Here is a 15,101-nt window from a genome sequence, read left to right on the forward strand (position 1 = left end):
CGTTTCCTTGGGACGAGATACGGCTTTACAAATATGATGCCTGAGAGCATCATTCCGTGATCCAGCCTCCTCCATCAAGCAGACGCATCTATGGCAGCAGTCCTACCCAACGCCGCGCCAGGCGCCCCGATGCCGGGGCTGGCACGGGCATTGATGCAAGCCGGGCGCCTCTCCGCGGCCCAGGCCGACATGCTGCAAAAAAAAGCCCTCATGGAGAAGCACGCCTTCATCGACGTGCTGCTGGCCAGCGGCACCATCGACGCCCGCGCGCTGGCCATGTTCTGTTCCGAGACCTTTGCCTATCCGCTGATGGATGTGCAGGCGCTCAACTTCGACGCGCTGCCGGCCAAGATCATCGACAACAAGCTGATGCAGGCGCAGCGCGTGATCGCGCTGGCCAAGCGCGGCAACAAGATGTCGGTGGCGATCTCCGATCCGACCGACACCCAGGCGCTGGACCAGATCAAGTTCCAGACCGAGTCCACCGTCGAACCCGTCATCGTGGCGCACGACGCGCTGCTGCAGCTGCTGGCGCGCCTGAACAAGGACAGCGAACAAGCCATCAGCGACCTGGGCGGCGACGAGTCCGACATCCAGTTCGCCGAGGAAGAAGCCGCGGCCGCCGACGCCGCCGCCGATCCCGGCGCCAACGATGTCGAGGATGCGCCGGTGGTGCGCTTCCTGAACAAGATGCTGATGGACGCGGTCAACATGGGCGCCTCGGACTTGCACTTCGAACCGTTCGAAAAATTCTACCGCGTGCGCTTCCGCGTCGACGGCGTGCTGATGGAGCATGCCCAGCCGCCGATCTCGATCAAGGAAAAGCTGGTCTCGCGCATCAAGGTGCTGGCCAAGCTGGACATCTCGGAGAAGCGCATCCCGCAGGACGGCCGCATGCGCCTGATCGTGTCGCCGACCAAGACCATCGACCTGCGCATCTCCACCCTGCCGACCTTGTTCGGCGAGAAGACCGTGATGCGTATCCTCGACGCCACCCAGGCGCAGATGGGCATCGACGCGCTGGGCTACGACCCGGACCAGAAGGAGTTGCTGCTCGACGCCATCCAGCGCCCCTACGGCATGGTGCTGGTGACGGGGCCGACCGGCTCGGGCAAGACGGTGTCGCTGTACACCTGCCTGAACGTGATCAACAAGCCGGGCATCAACATCTCCACCGCCGAGGATCCGGCCGAGATCAACCTGCCCGGCGTGAACCAGGTCAACGTCAACGACAAGGCCGGCCTGACCTTCCCGGTGGCGCTCAAGTCCTTCCTGCGCCAGGACCCGGACATCATCATGGTCGGCGAGATCCGCGACCTGGAGACGGCCGACATCGCCATCAAGGCGGCGCAGACCGGCCACATGGTGTTCTCCACGCTGCACACCAACGACGCACCGTCGACGCTGACGCGGCTGATGAACATGGGCGTGGCGCCGTTCAACATCGCCTCGTCGGTGATCCTGATCACCGCGCAGCGCCTGGCGCGCCGGCTGTGCACCTGCAAGCAGCCGGTGGAGATCTCCAACGAGCTGCTGCTCAAGGCCGGCTTCAAGCAGCATGAGCTGGACGGCAGCTGGAAGCCCTACGGCCCGGTCGGCTGCGAGCGCTGCAACGGCGGCGGCTACAAGGGCCGGGTCGGCATCTACCAGATCATGCCGATCACGCCCGCCATCGAAAGCATCATCCTGGCCAACGGCAACGCCATGGAAATCGCCGCGCAGTCGGAAGCGGAAGGCGTCAAGTCGCTGCGCGGGTCCGGCCTGGTGAAGGTCCGGAGCGGCCTGACCAGTCTTGAAGAAGTGCTCGGCTGTACCAACGAATAGGAATCGACTCCATGGCGACATCGGGCAATGCGGGCAACCAGGTCAAGGAATCGATCTTCGCCTGGGAAGGCAAGGACAAGAGCGGCAAGACCGTGCGCGGCGAGCTGCGCGCCGGCGGCGAGGCCGTGGTCAACGTCACCCTGCGCCGCCAGGGCATCATGGTCACCAAGGTCAAGAAGAAGGCCTACCGCAGCGGCAAGAAGATCACCGACAAGGATATCTCGCTGTTCACGCGCCAGCTGGCGACGATGATGAAGGCCGGCGTGCCGCTGCTGCAATCGTTCGACATCGTCGGCAAGGGCCACGCCAATCCCTCGGTGTCCAAGCTGGTGATGGACCTGCGCGCCGATATCGAGACCGGCACCAGCCTGAACCAGGCGTTCCGCAAGTTCCCGCTGTACTTCGATCCGCTGTTCTGCAACCTGGTGGGCGCCGGCGAACAGGCCGGTATCCTGGAAGACCTGCTGACCCGGCTGGCGATCTACAAGGAAAAAACGCTGGCCATGAAGGCCAAGATCAAGTCGGCGCTGATGTATCCGGTGTCCATCCTGGCGGTGGCCTTTATCGTCACGGCCGTGATCATGATCTGGGTGGTGCCGGCGTTCAAGGAAGTGTTCAAGAGCTTTGGCGCCAACCTGCCGGCGCCGACGCTGTTCGTGATGGCGCTGTCGGAATTCTTCGTGGCCTGGTGGTATCTGATCTTCGGCGGCATCTTCGGCGCCATCTACTTCTTCTTCCGAGCGTGGCAGCGCTCGCTGCAGATGCAGCGCTTCATGGACCGCTTGCTGCTGCGCCTGCCGGTGTTCGGCGACGTCATCCGCAAGGCCACCATCGCGCGCTGGACCCGCACCCTGGCCACCATGTTCGCGGCCGGCGTGCCGCTGGTGGAGTCGCTCGATTCGGTGGGCGGCGCGGCCGGCAACGCGGTCTACCTGGACGCCACCCGCAAGATCCAGAACGAGGTCAGCACCGGCACCAGCCTGACGGTGGCAATGCAGAACGCCGACGTGTTCCCGAACATGGTGACGCAGATGGTGGCCATCGGCGAGGAGTCCGGCTCGCTGGACGCCATGCTGGGCAAGGTGGCCGACTTCTACGAGGAGGAAGTGGACGAGGCCGTCGGTGCGCTGTCGAGCCTGATGGAACCGGCCATCATGGTGATCCTGGGCGTGCTGATCGGCGGCCTGGTGGTGGCCATGTACCTGCCGATCTTCAAGCTCGGCTCGGTGGTCTAGTTGGATTCGTGCAGCGCCGCGATGCGGTTGCGCGCCTCGGCCAGCACCTCGTCGGCCTGGTCGAGGATGGTTTCGATGTTGGCGCGCTCGGCGCAGCCTTCCGGCAGGCGGTGGCTGACGCTTTGAAAGCGCAGGATCAGGCCCTGCATGTTTTGCAGCAGCGTGTCCTGCACGGCCGCGACGGCGCGCTCGCGCCTCGCCATCTTTCGCCAACGATAGCCGACGACGCACAGGCAGGCCAGCAGCACGCCCAAAATAAAGAGGGTAAGCGGGAACAAAAGCGGACTCCACGACGCGCGGTGACAGGCCCTCCACCTTGCCTGAATTTTAACTTCATGACCATATCCCCAAGGAGGGGCTTGCGCTGGACGGCGCGCGTTGAAAAACCGTTCCGCTATGTTGCCGTAATGCTTTAATATGAGCCACTGTAATAATCCACGCGGCCCGACCTATGCCTGAACCAACCCTGTTGTTTGCCCCCGCCGGCGAGCTCGCCATCAGCCTGATTGCCGGCCTGTTCGGCCTGCTGTTCGGCAGCTTCCTGAACGTGGTGATCCACCGCCTGCCGAAGATGATGCAGCGCGAATCGGACAACTACTGCGCCGTCGAGGCCGGCAAGGAAGAGCCGCACACCGGACGCTACAACCTGATGGTGCCGCGCTCGGCCTGCCCGCACTGCCAGCACCAGATCACCGCGATGGAGAACATCCCGGTGCTCAGCTACCTGGTCCTGCGCGGCAAATGCAGCAACTGCAAGGCGCCGATCTCGGCGCGCTATCCGGCCATCGAGATGCTGACCGGCGCCTTGTCCGCCGTGGTGGTGTGGCACTTCGGCAGCGGCTGGGCCGGCCTGGCCGGCCTGCTGTTCCTGTACCTGTTGATCGCCATGACCTTCATCGACTTCGACACCCAGCTGCTGCCGGACGACCTGACCTATCCGCTGATCTGGGCCGGCCTGCTGATGAACATCAACAGCACCTTCGCCACGCTGCACGACGCCGTGATCGGCGCGGCGGCCGGCTATCTGGCGCTGTGGTCCGTCAATTGGGCGTATAAGCTGGTACGTCACCGCGACGGCATGGGCTACGGCGACTTCAAGCTGCTGGCCGCGCTGGGCGCGTGGATGGGCTGGGCGACGCTGCCGGCCATCGTGCTGATGTCGTCGCTGGTGGGCTCGGTGGCCGGCATCGCGCTGATGCTGGTCAACCGCCGCGGCTTCGATTACCAGATCCCGTTCGGCCCTTACCTGGCGGCGGCCGGCCTGATCGTCTTCCTGTACCGCGATCCGATCATGGCGTTCACCCGCACCTTCTATCCCTACCTCTAAGCCACCGATGAGCACACTGCCCTTCTCCATCGGCCTGACCGGCGGCATCGGCAGCGGCAAGAGCACGGTGGCCGACATGTTCGCCGCGCGCGGCGCCAGCATCGTTGACACCGACCAGATCGCCCACAGCCTGACCGCCCCCGGCGGCGCGGCGATGCCGGCCGTCGTCGCCGCGTTCGGCGCCGAATTCGCCGACGCCAACGGCGCGCTCGACCGCGCCCGCATGCGCAGCCTGGTGTTTGCCGACGCCGGCGCCAAGAGCCGCCTCGAAGCCATCCTCCACCCCCGCATCCGCGACGCCGCGCTGGCCGCCGCCGAAGCGGCCAGCGGCAGCTACGTCATCTTCGCCGTGCCGCTGCTGGTCGAATCGGGCACTTGGCGTGCGCGGGTTACGCGCGTACTCGCGGTAGACTGTCCGGAAGAAGTGCAAATTGCGCGCGTAATGGCGCGTAACAATCTGCCGGAAAGCCAGGTCCGCGCCATCATGGCGGCGCAGGCCAGCCGCCAGCAACGGCTGGACGCGGCGGACGACGTTATCGAAAACGGCAACGGAATTGAAGCTTTAGAGCCCCAAATCGCCCGCTTGCACGCTTTATATCTGGCATTTTCGAAAAGAACGGCAACAATACCTTCGCAACGTTTGTAATTTTGCTTGGCTTGCTTCAAAATCACGGGAATTAATCGCAAGTCCACCTACAGAGGGATGTTATTTTGATTGTCTACGAATATCCTTTCAACGAGCGCATCCGCACGTTGTTGCGATTAGAGGATCTGTACGAGAAATTCAAGTTCTTTGTGCATCAAGAACATCCTATGCAGCACCACGTCGCGCTGGCGACCATCTTCGACATGCTGGAGGTGGCCGGTCGCGCCGACTTGAAATCCGACCTGCTGCAAGAACTGGAGCGCCAGCGCCAATCGCTGCTGGGCTACCGCATGAACCCGAACGTGCAAGCGGAAACGCTGGACGCCATCCTGGCCGAGCTGGACGGCGTGAGCAGCGCGCTGGTCGCGGCCCAGGGCAAGACCGGCCAGAACGTGCGCGACAACGAGTGGCTGATGAGCATCCGCGGCCGCACCATCATTCCCGGCGGCGCCTGCGAATTCGACCTGCCGTCCTACTACGCCTGGCAGAAGCGGCCGGCCGAGCAGCGCTTCAACGACATCGCCACCTGGTTCGCGCCGCTGGCGCCGCTGTTCGACGCGCTGGGCCTGGTGCTGCGCCTGCTGCGCGATTCCGGCGGACCGGTCAAGATGATCGCCGTGGCCGGCAGCTACCAGCAAATGTTGCAGGGGAAGGTCTACCAGATGCTGCGGCTGACCCTGGATGAATCGCTGGGCGCGATCCCGGAGATCTCGGCCAACAAGTACATGCTGTGGGTGCGCTTCACCTCGCAGGGCGGCGACCTGAAACCCAAGCCGCTGGAAGATGATGTACCATTCGAGCTCACACTCTGTAACTTCTGAAGAATTATCATGGCCACCGTAGTTGACTGCCCGACCTGCTCCGCAAAAGTGGAGTGGAAGGAAGAAAATAAGTATCGCCCGTTCTGCTCGGAACGCTGCAAGCAAATCGATCTCGGCGCCTGGGCCGAGGAAAAGTACGCCATCCCCGCCGCTCCGCCCAAAGATCCGAACGACGAAGAATAAGCCCTTATTGCGGCTTGACGGCTTGGCCGGCGTAGAGCACCGGTCCGCCTGGCGCCGGTGAGCCGCTTTGCGGTTCCAGCGTGATCACGAATGATGGCTCCGCCTGCAGCGGCGGCAGCTGATCCAACGCCAGTTTCAGCTGGCGGTCCTGCTCCAGCAAACCCAGCGACACAGGCGCGCTCCAACCCGGCGCCGATATCCACAATTGCAGCGCCTTGCGGTTGGCGACGACGGTGTCGTGCAGCGGAGTCAGCGTCAATTGGCGGTCCGCGCCCACCGACGCGATCCAGCCGGCGTTGCGGTCCTGTGGCGCCGACAGCACCGCGACCCAGGCGGGTCCCGGGGGTGCCGGGCGCAGCACCAGCATCGCGCCCAAGCCGACGCAGCCAGCCAGCGCGACGCTGGCCAGTCCGCGCCAGATGCTCACGTCATTCCACCAGCGCGTCATCACGATCCGTAACGCACCAGGTCCAGCCACTCCAGCAGAGGGATAGTGGCCGGCAGCAGCGGCTCGACGCCGACCGCGCCTTGCCATGCGAAGGCCTGGCCTTCCAGGCTTTGCGGCTCGCCGCTCCAGTCGCGGCTGATGAAGAAATGCAGCCGCACATGCGCGTGTTCATACACATGCTCGACGCCGCACCACTCCTCGGCGCTGTTGACGGTCAGGCCCAGTTCCTCGACGAACTCACGCTTGAGCGCTTGCAGCACGGTCTCGCCCGGATCGACTTTACCGCCGGGGAATTCCCAATAGCCTTCATACGGCTTGCCGGCCGGACGCTGGCCCAGCAGCACGTCGCCATTGGGCTTCATCAGGATGCCGACCGCGACGTCCACCGGCTTGACCTTCGCCTGCGCGCCGCTCATGCCTGCTTCCCGGCGTAGTCCTTGGCGAACTGCCAGGCCACGCGGCCCGACCGCGAGCCGCGCTGCAAGGCCCAGCGCAGCGCATCGGCGCGCGCCGCCTCGATCTGCGCCTCGCTGCAGCCCAGCGACGACAGCCAGTGGCCGACGATGGCCAGGTAGTCGTCCTGCTTGAACGGATAAAAAGTCAGCCACAGGCCGAAGCGCTCGGACAGGGAGATCTTCTCCTCCACCGTCTCGCCGGGATGCAGGTCGCCATCCTCGTCGTGCTTGTAGCTCATGTTGTCGGACATACGCTCCGGCATCAGGTGGCGGCGGTTGGAGGTGGCGTAGATCAGCACATTGTCCGACTGCGCCGAGATGCTGCCGTCCAGCGCCACCTTCAGCGCCTTGTAGCCGCTCTCGCCCTCCTCGAACGACAGGTCGTCGCAGAAGATGATGAAGCGCTCCGGCCGGCCCGCCACGATGTCGACGATGTCGGGCAGCTCGGCCAGGTCGGCCTTGTCGACTTCGATCAGGCGCAGGCCATCCTTGCCAAACTGGTTCAGGCAGGCCTTGATCAGCGAGGACTTGCCGGTGCCGCGCGCGCCGGTCAGCAGCACGTTGTTGGCCGGCTTGCCCTGCACGAACTGACGGGTGTTCTGCTCGATCTGCTCTTTCTGCGGGCCGATGTGCTGCAGGTCGTCCAACGCGATCGACGACACGTGGGCCACCGCTTGCAGGTAGCTGGCGCCACCGCCGTTGCGTTTGCGCCAGCGGAAGGCGAAGCCCAGCTTCCAGTCCGGCTCGCGCGGTGCCTGCGGCAGCACCGCCTCCACGCGCGCCAGCAAGGCCTCGGCGCGCACCAGGAATTGTTCGAGAGGGGTCGCCATCTTACGAACGGTAGTCGGCGTTGATGCTCACATAGTCGTGCGACAGGTCGCAGGTGTAGACCGTGGCCGCCGCCGCGCCGCGCGCCAGCTTGACGCGCACCAGGATCTCGCTCTGCTTCATCACGCGCTGGCCGTCTTCTTCCTTGTAGTCCGGATTGCGGCCGCCGTTCTTGGCCACCCACACGTCGTCCAGGTACAGATTGAGCTTGCTGACATCGAGGTCGTCCACGCCGGCGTAGCCGATGGCGGCCAGGATGCGGCCCAGGTTAGGGTCGGACGCGAAGAACGCGGTCTTGACCAGCGGCGAGTGGCCGATCGAGTAGGCGATCTTGCGGCACTCCTCGACGCTGGCGCCGTCTTCTACGGTGATGGTGATGAACTTGGTCGCGCCCTCGCCGTCGCGCACGATGGCCTGCGCCAGGAACAGCGACAGGTCGGTCACGGCGGCCGCCAGTTGGGCGTACTCCGGCGAGTCCACCGAGGTGATTTCCAGCGTGCCGGCGCCGGTGGCGATCAGCATGAAGGAATCGTTGGTCGAGGTGTCGCCGTCGATGGTGATGCAGTTGAACGACTGGTCGGCCACCTGCTTGACCAGCACGTCGAGCACCGGCTGCGCCACCTTGGCGTCGAACGCCAGGTAGCCCAGCATGGTCGCCATGTTCGGCTTGATCATGCCGGCGCCCTTGCTGATGCCGCTCATGGTGACGCTATGGCCACCGATGGTGACGGTGCGCGAGCCGGCTTTCGGCTGCGTGTCGGTGGTCATGATGGCTTCGGCGGCGTTGTACCAGTTGTCGGCCTTCAGGCCGGCGACCGCTTGCGGCAGGCCGGCGATCACCTTGGCGGCCGGCAGCGGCTCCAGGATCACGCCGGTGGAGAACGGCAGGATCTGCGACGCTTCGCAGCCCAGCTGCGCGGCCAGCGCGGCGCAGGTTTCATTGGCCAGCGACAGGCCCAGCTCGCCGGTGCCGGCGTTGGCGTTGCCGGTGTTGATCAGCAGCGCGGCGATCGGCTTGCCGCTTTCCTTGGCGGCCGCCAGGTGGGCCTTGGCGATCTGCACCGGCGCCGCGCAGAAGCGGTTCAGCGTGAACACGCCGGACACGGTGGCGGTCGGCGCCACTTTCATCACCAGCACGTCCTTGCGGTTCGGCTTCTTGATGCCGGCTTCGGCAAAACCGATTTCGATGCCGGCTACAGGCTTCAGTGCGGAGGCGACGGGCAGAGGGGAGTTGACGGCCATATATGTGTTCTCGTGAGTGGAAAGTGGGAGCCGCTATTGTAATACCTGACGGACAAAATGGCGCATCGCATCATTCCCCACTTCAAATACTTTTGGTCACAAAATTGCGCAACCACTAAAAAGCATAATTTAAGCGCAAATTTGTTCGAAAAGCACTAGAAGGATGTCATACAACCCCATGAATTTATTGAAGAAATCGTTATCATCAACGTAAAAGCGACAACATTTTAGTACGTTCGTTCTAAATTAAATAAAATGATTTCATGCCGTACGGAAATTAGTTTATGGTTCACCCCGAATGCCCCATCCCCGCATGCCACGAGACAAACAAGGCGACACGATCGTCAATAGCAACGAACAACTGACAACAAATCAAAGGAAACCGACCACATGAAAAAGCAACTTCTAGTAGCTGCCGTATTTGCCGCCACCGCCGCCATGCAGGCACAGGCAGGCACCCTGGGCGATGACAACCTGACCATCAGCGCCTTCGGCACCCTGGGCATCGCCAAGAGCAATACCGACCAGGCGCAATTTGCCCGCTACAACCAGGCCGAAGGCGTCGGCGACAAGGCCAAGATCGGCCTCGACACCAACCTGGGCCTGCAGGCGACCTACAAGATCAACGACTGGCTGTCCGGCACCGCGCAGATCCTGACCCGCAAGAACACCAGCCCGAGCTTCACCACCGACCTGACCTGGGCCTTCCTGAAAGCCCGCGTCAACGACGAGGTGAGCGTGCGCGTCGGCCGCGTGGTGCTGCCGACCTTCCTGATCTCGGACTACCAGAACGTCGGCTACGCCAACACCATGATGCGTCCGCCGATTGAAATGTACGGCCAGGCCCCGATCGAAAACGTCGACGGCGCGGACGTCAACTTCCAGCGCGCCTTTGGCGACTTCAACTTCACCACCCAGGCGTTCGTCGGCGTCAGCCGCGGCAAGCTGTTCGTGCCTACCGGCGCCGGTGCCGTCGCGACCTACCGCGCGCCCGCCGTCGGCATCAGCTTCACCGGCGAATACGGCCCGTTCCTGGTGCGTTTCGGCCACGCCCGCGCCGACCTGAAGACCAACGACCTGGCGCCGATCAACAGCCTGACCGCGACGCTGAACCAGTTCGGCTTCAAACAGCTGGCCAATGACCTCGGCCTGACCGACGGCAAGAAGATCGCCTTCACCTCGCTCGGCGCCACCATGGACTGGCACAACATCGTGGTCCAGACCGAATACGCGCAACGCCGCGCCAAGGAAGCGGTGTACATCCCCGACACCAACGCCTGGTACACCATGGTCGGCTACCGCGTCGGCAAGGTCCTGCCTTACTACGCGCACGCCGCCGTCCGCGACGCCGGCAGCTCGGTGACCCCGCCCGCGGCCCTGCCGAAGAACAGCCCGCTGGGCGCCGCCGTCTACGGCCTGCTGCCAGCGACGGAACAGACGTCCGACCTGATCGGCGTGCGCTGGGACTTCGCCAAATCGATGGCGCTGAAGGTGCAGGTCGACCGCGCCAAGCCTAAGGCCAAGGGCGGCTCGCTGATCTTCGTGCAGCCAGGCTTCAACAACAACGTCACCGTCGTCGCCGCCGCGGTCGATTTCGTCTTCTAATCCGGAGTCCACAACATGAAAAAAATGATCATCGCTGCGCTGTTGTCGTCGCTCGCCGCAGCCAGCGCCTCGGCGGAAACCGTCGTCATCGTCAGCCAGAAGAACCCCGCCACCCGCATGTTCTCGGAACAGGCTTCGCAATTCTTCCTCGGTAAATCCAACCTGTTCACGCCAATCGACCAGGCCGAAGGTTCGCACATCCGCGCCGACTTCTACCAGAAGGTCGCGGAAAAGGACCCGGCCCAGGTCAAGGCCCTGTGGTCCAAGCTGGTGTTCACCGGTAAAGCCACGCCGCCCAAGGAATACCCGAACAATGCCGAGGTAAAAAAAGCAGTTGCTGCCGATCCCAAGGCGATCGGTTATATTGACAAGTCGGCAGTGGACGACACCGTCAAGGTGATCCTGACCCTGCCTTAACCTCCAGGTAGCCCTGCCCCCTGCCGTCCCCCGTGGACGGCAGGGACGTGCGTTCCTGGCATCGCCAGAAGGAGTGTACGTTTTGAGTCTATCGCTGCGCGCGAAATTCCTGCTGCTGAGCGCCGTCATCCAGGCGCTGGTGGTTGGCCTGCTGATCTGGAACAGCCTGCGCCTGATGAACCACGCCGTCAGCACCAACGCCGAACGCGTCGCCCGCGAATACGCGGTCACGCTCAACCTCTCCCTCAGCCCCTACGCCACGCGCGGCCGCCTGTCCGAACTGACCAACTACCTGACCGAAATGCTGTCCGACCCGGACGACAGCTTTGTGCGCTACCTCGTCATCCTCGACGAACACGAAAAACCCATCATCGAAGCCGGCAAGCGCCGCGGTCCGCTGCCGGAGCTGCTGCGGCAAGGCGGCGGCACCAGTTTCAAGGGCGTGCGCACCCTGCTCGACGGCGCCATGCTGCACGCGCGCTCGCCGCTGCTGTTGCGCGATAACCGCGTCGGCTCCATCAATTTCGGCCTCAGCACCAGGGACCTGAAGCAGGCGCGCGACGAAGTGCTGCTGCAAGGGGGCGTGATCTCGTTGATCGGACTGGCGCTGGGGTTGGTGCTGTTCTACGCCTTCACCCACGGCATCGGACGGCGCCTGAACGCACTGACGGACCAATCGCAGCAAATGGCGCTGGGCGACTACAACAAGGCGCTGCCGGTCGAAGGCGGCGACGAGATCGCCGTCTTCGCGCGCGCGCTCAACGCCATGAGCGCGGCGCTGCGCGAACGCATCGCGCAGCTGGAACAATCGCAGCAGCGGCTGTCGGAATCGGAGGCGCGCTTCAAGACGCTGTTCGACATGGCGCCGCTGCCGCTGACGGTGTCGGACCGCGATGGCCGCATCGTCGCCGCCAACCGCGCGGTCACGCACACCTTCGGCGCGGGCGCGGCAAACCTGATCGGCAAGCGCAGCGACGAGGTGCCGTTCTGGGCCAGCACGCTGGAGCGCGATCGCATCTGGGAAATGTACAAGACCGAAGGCGCGGTGCACGGCGCCATCGCCGGCGTGCTGCTGCCCGACGGCAGCGTGGGCAGCGTGGCGATCTGGTCGTCCTCGCTGACGCTGAACGGCAACGACTCCATCATCTGGGCGCTGCTGGACCTGACCGAGGAGCTCAACGCCAAGCGCGAACTGAAGGACTTGAACGTGTCGCTGGAGTCGCGCGTGCGCGAGCGTTCGGCGGCGCTGGAACGCGCCAACACCGACCTGAGTGCGGCGCTGGAGACTTTGCAGCACACGCAGCACGAACTGCTGGCGGCCGAGAAAATGGCCTCGCTCGGATCGCTGGTGGCGGGCATCGCGCACGAGCTCAATACGCCGATCGGCAACAGCCTGCTGGCGTCGACCGCGCTGCGCGACCGCGTGGTGGAGTTCGACCAGCATGTGGCGGCCGGCGCGCTGCGGCGCTCGGAGCTCACCGCCCACCTGGAGGAAGTGCGCCTGGCCAGCCAGCTGATTTCCGGATCGCTGCACAAGGCGGCGGAGCTGATCTCGTCGTTCAAGCAGATCGCCGTCGACCAGACCAACGACCAGCGCCGCCGCTTCGACCTGCTGTCGGCGGTGCACGACACCATGGCCACCTACATGCCGCGCCTGCGCCGCGCCGAGTGCGAGGTGGTGCTGCAAATTCCGGAGCGACTGAGCTTCGATTCCTATCCCGGCGCCTTGTACCAGGTGCTCAATAACCTCGTCAACAATGCGCTCAACCACGCCTTCGACCAGCGCAAGGGCGGCACCATCACCGTGCGCGCGGAAGCGGTGGACGATGACATCGTCGAGCTGATGTTCAGCGACGACGGCGCCGGCATGCCCGAGGACGTCCTGCGCCGCGTGTTCGACCCCTTCTTCACGACCAAGATGGGCCAGGGAGGGACGGGGCTGGGGATGAACATCGTCTACAACACCGTCACCGGTGTGCTGGGTGGACGCATCACCATCGATTCGGCGCCGGGCGTCGGCACGGCGGTGCGCATGCTGCTGCCCTTCTCCGCCCCGCAGCGCGACGCCACGCGCTAGTGTCCATCAGGCCGCGCCCAGACGGGCGCGCGCCGCATCCACATGGCGCTCGCTGACGGCGACCGTATCGCCGCAGCGCAGCGCCAGCAGGTAGCTGCCGTCGCCGACCACGGACAGCGCGGCAAACTGCCCTGCCGCGACGATGGCGCGGCGATGCACGCGGACGAAGCATGCCGGGTCCAGATGCTCCTCCAGGCGGCTGAGCGGCATGCGGTACAACACGCAGCGATTTTCCAGGTGCAGCTTGACGTAGTTGCCGTCCGCCTCCAGCCACTGCACCTCCTCGAGCCGTATGCACTCGATGCGCCCGATCGAACGCACACTGACCTGCTGCCAGTAACCCGCCGGCGCGATCGCCGGCTGCGCGGCGACGTAGGCGCGCAGCGCCGGGGCGAAGCCGGCCAGCTGGCGCCGGGCCAGCATCGCCGCCGCGCGCTCCAGCGTCTGCGCCAGGCGGGCGTCGTCGAAAGGCTTGAGCAGATAGTCCATGGCATGCACTTCGAACGCCTCGATCGCGTAGACGTTGTAGGCGGTGACGAACACGATCAACGGCGGCTCGGCCATCGCGCTCAGGCTGCGGGCCAGGTCGATGCCGGATTCCTTCGGCATCTGCACATCCAGGAACACCAGGTCCACCTCCTGCCGCGCCAGCAGCTCGCGCGCGGCCGCGGCGCTGGCGCATTCGCCGACCACCTGCCACTGCGGATGCCGCGCCAGCGCGTAGCGCAAGTTGATGCGCCCCGGTTCTTCGTCATCGACCAGCAAGACACGCATCGCCGTCACTCCTTCGGATACATGGGCAAGCGGATCGCCACTTCGAAGCGGCCGTCGCGCGCAGCGCTCTCCAACGACGCCTCGCCGCGATAGGCCAGCTGCAAGCGCGCCCGCGTGTTGGAGAGCCCCATTCCGAGTCCCGGATTCGGCTGGGCGTCCGTCGTGACAGGATTGCTGATGCGGATATGCAGCTGCGTACCCTCGGAGTACATATGGATGCGGATATCGCTGTCCCCTTCATGACAATCGAGGTCGTGGCGCAAAGCGTTTTCGATCAGCGGTTGCAGCAGCAGCGGCGGACACTCGCCGCCATGGACGTCGCCAACGTCCATCTGCACCTGCAATCGCGCCCGGTAGCGCAGGCGCTGCAAGGCGAGGTAGTCGCCGACGAAGGCCAGTTCCTCGCCGACGCTGACCCAATCGCGGCCGCTGGCCGTCAGCGCGTAGCGCAGCAGATCGCTCAGGCGGTTGATGCCGTTTAAGGCCAGGTCGCCGTCGCTGGTGCGCACCAGGGCGCTGATCGCGTTCAGGGCGTTGAAGATGAAATGCGGCTCCAGCTGCGCGCGCAGGGCCAGCATGCGCTGGCGCTCCAGTTCGAGGTTGAGATGCAGGTTGTCGGTCAGCGCCTGCTGCCATGCCTTGTCCCGCGCCTGGCTGCGGCGCCAGATGCAAATGGCGGTGACCGCTGTGTAGGTCCCGGTCGACCAGGCGAATTCGAGGAACACATTAAAACCGCGTGGCGACACGAACAGGTGCCAGGCATGGGCCAGATCGAGCGCTCCGTCCTCACGCACGGCATCCAGCACCGCCATGTAGATCAACTGTAGCGGCAGGAAGATGAACACCACCATCGCGTAGCAGCGCACGATGGCGCGTACGCTGGCGGTCAGGTCCGGCCAACGCCGGAAGACCAGATACTGGCCGAAGCTGAGCGTCATGATCAGTGCGTGGTTCAAATCCCAATTCAGCATCACGTAGCCATAGCTGGGGCCACCGCCTTTGCGCAGCACGTCGCTGTAGACGCTGGCGGCGCCGACCGCGCACAGCAGGCCCCACACCAGCAGGTTGACCAGCAAGGTGTTGCGCACTTCGCGCCATGTGAGGGAGGGTTGATCCATGGCGGTGAGTATATCAGCCGCATGGACGGCCAAAATGCGCGATGGCGGGACATCGTCACGGCAATCCGGGCGCTCGTCACAAAGGCTGTCAGGCGCGGATG

At 64.5% G+C, this 15,101-nt stretch carries 16 protein-coding genes; 9 read left to right on the forward strand and 7 right to left on the reverse strand.

Going from position 1 to position 15,101, the window contains the following annotated elements; translation table 11 throughout:
- Positions 1-90 precede the first annotated feature (90 nt).
- Both pilB and ACEN9O_RS03300 read left to right on the forward strand, forming a co-directional pair.
- Complete coding sequence (gene pilB, locus ACEN9O_RS03295; protein WP_495616228.1) at positions 91-1,824, forward strand: type IV-A pilus assembly ATPase PilB; 1,734 nt, start codon at positions 91-93, stop codon at positions 1,822-1,824.
- 11 nt (positions 1,825-1,835) lie between these two features.
- Positions 1,836-3,059: a type II secretion system F family protein gene (locus tag ACEN9O_RS03300; RefSeq protein WP_495616229.1), complete on the forward strand. Its 1,224-nt coding sequence runs from the start codon at positions 1,836-1,838 to the stop codon at positions 3,057-3,059.
- Here the strand turns inward: ACEN9O_RS03300 and ACEN9O_RS03305 are convergent.
- Complete coding sequence (locus ACEN9O_RS03305) at positions 3,056-3,337, reverse strand: hypothetical protein (RefSeq protein WP_495616230.1); 282 nt, start codon at positions 3,335-3,337, stop codon at positions 3,056-3,058. The two genes, ACEN9O_RS03300 and ACEN9O_RS03305, sit on opposite strands and share 4 nt — an antisense overlap.
- A 173-nt stretch (positions 3,338-3,510) precedes the next feature.
- Here ACEN9O_RS03305 and ACEN9O_RS03310 point away from each other — a divergent pair, with 173 nt between their 5' ends.
- The 4 genes from ACEN9O_RS03310 (at position 3,511) to yacG (ending at position 6,036) form a co-directional block, all read left to right on the forward strand.
- Complete coding sequence (locus ACEN9O_RS03310; RefSeq protein WP_495616231.1) at positions 3,511-4,386, forward strand: prepilin peptidase; 876 nt, start codon at positions 3,511-3,513, stop codon at positions 4,384-4,386.
- Between the two features lie 7 nt (positions 4,387-4,393).
- A complete protein-coding gene (coaE, locus tag ACEN9O_RS03315; RefSeq protein WP_495616232.1) occupies positions 4,394-5,032 on the forward strand; it encodes a dephospho-CoA kinase in 639 nt (212 codons plus the stop codon).
- A gap of 65 nt (positions 5,033-5,097) precedes the next feature.
- Entirely contained in the window at positions 5,098-5,853 is a 756-nt protein-coding gene (gene zapD, locus ACEN9O_RS03320) for a cell division protein ZapD (protein ID WP_008445477.1), read from the forward strand.
- A gap of 9 nt (positions 5,854-5,862) precedes the next feature.
- Positions 5,863-6,036, forward strand: a complete 174-nt coding sequence (gene yacG, locus ACEN9O_RS03325) for a DNA gyrase inhibitor YacG (RefSeq protein ID WP_495616233.1) — start codon at positions 5,863-5,865, stop codon at positions 6,034-6,036.
- A gap of 4 nt (positions 6,037-6,040) precedes the next feature.
- Here yacG and ACEN9O_RS03330 read toward each other — a convergent pair whose 3' ends face one another.
- From ACEN9O_RS03330 to argJ, 4 genes are read right to left on the reverse strand one after another with little or no spacing between them, the layout of a single operon-like run.
- Positions 6,041-6,463: an anti-sigma factor domain-containing protein gene (locus ACEN9O_RS03330; RefSeq protein ID WP_495616234.1), complete on the reverse strand. Its 423-nt coding sequence runs from the start codon at positions 6,461-6,463 to the stop codon at positions 6,041-6,043.
- 20 nt (positions 6,464-6,483) lie between these two features.
- On the reverse strand, positions 6,484-6,900 hold the full coding sequence (locus ACEN9O_RS03335; RefSeq protein ID WP_495616235.1) for an NUDIX domain-containing protein: 417 nt from the start codon (positions 6,898-6,900) through the stop codon (positions 6,484-6,486).
- Positions 6,897-7,769: an ATP-binding protein gene (locus ACEN9O_RS03340; protein ID WP_495616236.1), complete on the reverse strand. Its 873-nt coding sequence runs from the start codon at positions 7,767-7,769 to the stop codon at positions 6,897-6,899. The genes ACEN9O_RS03335 and ACEN9O_RS03340 overlap by 4 nt, the downstream gene beginning before the upstream one ends.
- 1 nt (position 7,770) lies before the next feature.
- Positions 7,771-9,009 carry a bifunctional glutamate N-acetyltransferase/amino-acid acetyltransferase ArgJ gene (gene argJ / locus ACEN9O_RS03345; RefSeq protein WP_495616237.1) on the reverse strand — a complete coding sequence of 413 codons (1,239 nt, stop codon included), beginning with the start codon at positions 9,007-9,009 and terminating at the stop codon, positions 7,771-7,773.
- 390 nt (positions 9,010-9,399) lie between these two features.
- Here argJ and ACEN9O_RS03350 point away from each other — a divergent pair, with 390 nt between their 5' ends.
- The 3 genes from ACEN9O_RS03350 to ACEN9O_RS03360 all read left to right on the forward strand — a co-directional run bounded on the left by ACEN9O_RS03350 (position 9,400) and on the right by ACEN9O_RS03360 (position 13,108).
- Positions 9,400-10,614 (forward strand): porin, encoded by a 1,215-nt coding sequence (locus ACEN9O_RS03350; RefSeq protein ID WP_495616238.1) that lies wholly within the window; start codon positions 9,400-9,402, stop codon positions 10,612-10,614.
- Positions 10,615-10,629: 15 nt separating this feature from the next.
- Positions 10,630-11,031, forward strand: a complete 402-nt coding sequence (locus ACEN9O_RS03355; protein WP_495616239.1) for a type 2 periplasmic-binding domain-containing protein — start codon at positions 10,630-10,632, stop codon at positions 11,029-11,031.
- A gap of 73 nt (positions 11,032-11,104) precedes the next feature.
- Complete coding sequence (locus ACEN9O_RS03360) at positions 11,105-13,108, forward strand: sensor histidine kinase (protein WP_495616240.1); 2,004 nt, start codon at positions 11,105-11,107, stop codon at positions 13,106-13,108.
- Positions 13,109-13,114: 6 nt separating this feature from the next.
- On the opposite strand, the gene ACEN9O_RS03365 is transcribed toward ACEN9O_RS03360, so the two are convergent.
- Together ACEN9O_RS03365 and ACEN9O_RS03370 are read right to left on the reverse strand one after the other, a co-directional pair.
- Complete coding sequence (locus ACEN9O_RS03365) at positions 13,115-13,882, reverse strand: LytR/AlgR family response regulator transcription factor (RefSeq protein ID WP_495616241.1); 768 nt, start codon at positions 13,880-13,882, stop codon at positions 13,115-13,117.
- A gap of 5 nt (positions 13,883-13,887) precedes the next feature.
- On the reverse strand, positions 13,888-15,000 hold the full coding sequence (locus ACEN9O_RS03370; RefSeq protein WP_495616242.1) for a sensor histidine kinase: 1,113 nt from the start codon (positions 14,998-15,000) through the stop codon (positions 13,888-13,890).
- Between the last annotated feature and the right edge of the window lie 101 nt (positions 15,001-15,101).

The sequence above is a fragment of the Duganella sp. Dugasp78 genome, from assembly GCF_059491455.1.

Excerpts from the sequence above, each read along its gene's own strand:
- pilB (WP_495616228.1), top strand. The coding sequence starts at position 91 with ATGGCAGCAGTCCTACCCAACGCCGCGCCAGGCGCCCCGATGCCGGGG.
- ACEN9O_RS03300 (WP_495616229.1), top strand. The coding sequence starts at position 1,836 with ATGGCGACATCGGGCAATGCGGGCAACCAGGTCAAGGAATCGATCTTC.
- ACEN9O_RS03310 (WP_495616231.1), top strand. The coding sequence starts at position 3,511 with ATGCCTGAACCAACCCTGTTGTTTGCCCCCGCCGGCGAGCTCGCCATC.
- coaE (WP_495616232.1), top strand. The coding sequence starts at position 4,394 with ATGAGCACACTGCCCTTCTCCATCGGCCTGACCGGCGGCATCGGCAGC.
- yacG (WP_495616233.1), top strand. The coding sequence starts at position 5,863 with ATGGCCACCGTAGTTGACTGCCCGACCTGCTCCGCAAAAGTGGAGTGG.
- ACEN9O_RS03335 (WP_495616235.1), bottom strand. The coding sequence starts at position 6,900 with ATGAGCGGCGCGCAGGCGAAGGTCAAGCCGGTGGACGTCGCGGTCGGC.
- ACEN9O_RS03340 (WP_495616236.1), bottom strand. The coding sequence starts at position 7,769 with ATGGCGACCCCTCTCGAACAATTCCTGGTGCGCGCCGAGGCCTTGCTG.
- argJ (WP_495616237.1), bottom strand. The coding sequence starts at position 9,009 with ATGGCCGTCAACTCCCCTCTGCCCGTCGCCTCCGCACTGAAGCCTGTA.
- ACEN9O_RS03350 (WP_495616238.1), top strand. The coding sequence starts at position 9,400 with ATGAAAAAGCAACTTCTAGTAGCTGCCGTATTTGCCGCCACCGCCGCC.
- ACEN9O_RS03355 (WP_495616239.1), top strand. The coding sequence starts at position 10,630 with ATGAAAAAAATGATCATCGCTGCGCTGTTGTCGTCGCTCGCCGCAGCC.
- ACEN9O_RS03365 (WP_495616241.1), bottom strand. The coding sequence starts at position 13,882 with ATGCGTGTCTTGCTGGTCGATGACGAAGAACCGGGGCGCATCAACTTG.
- ACEN9O_RS03370 (WP_495616242.1), bottom strand. The coding sequence starts at position 15,000 with ATGGATCAACCCTCCCTCACATGGCGCGAAGTGCGCAACACCTTGCTG.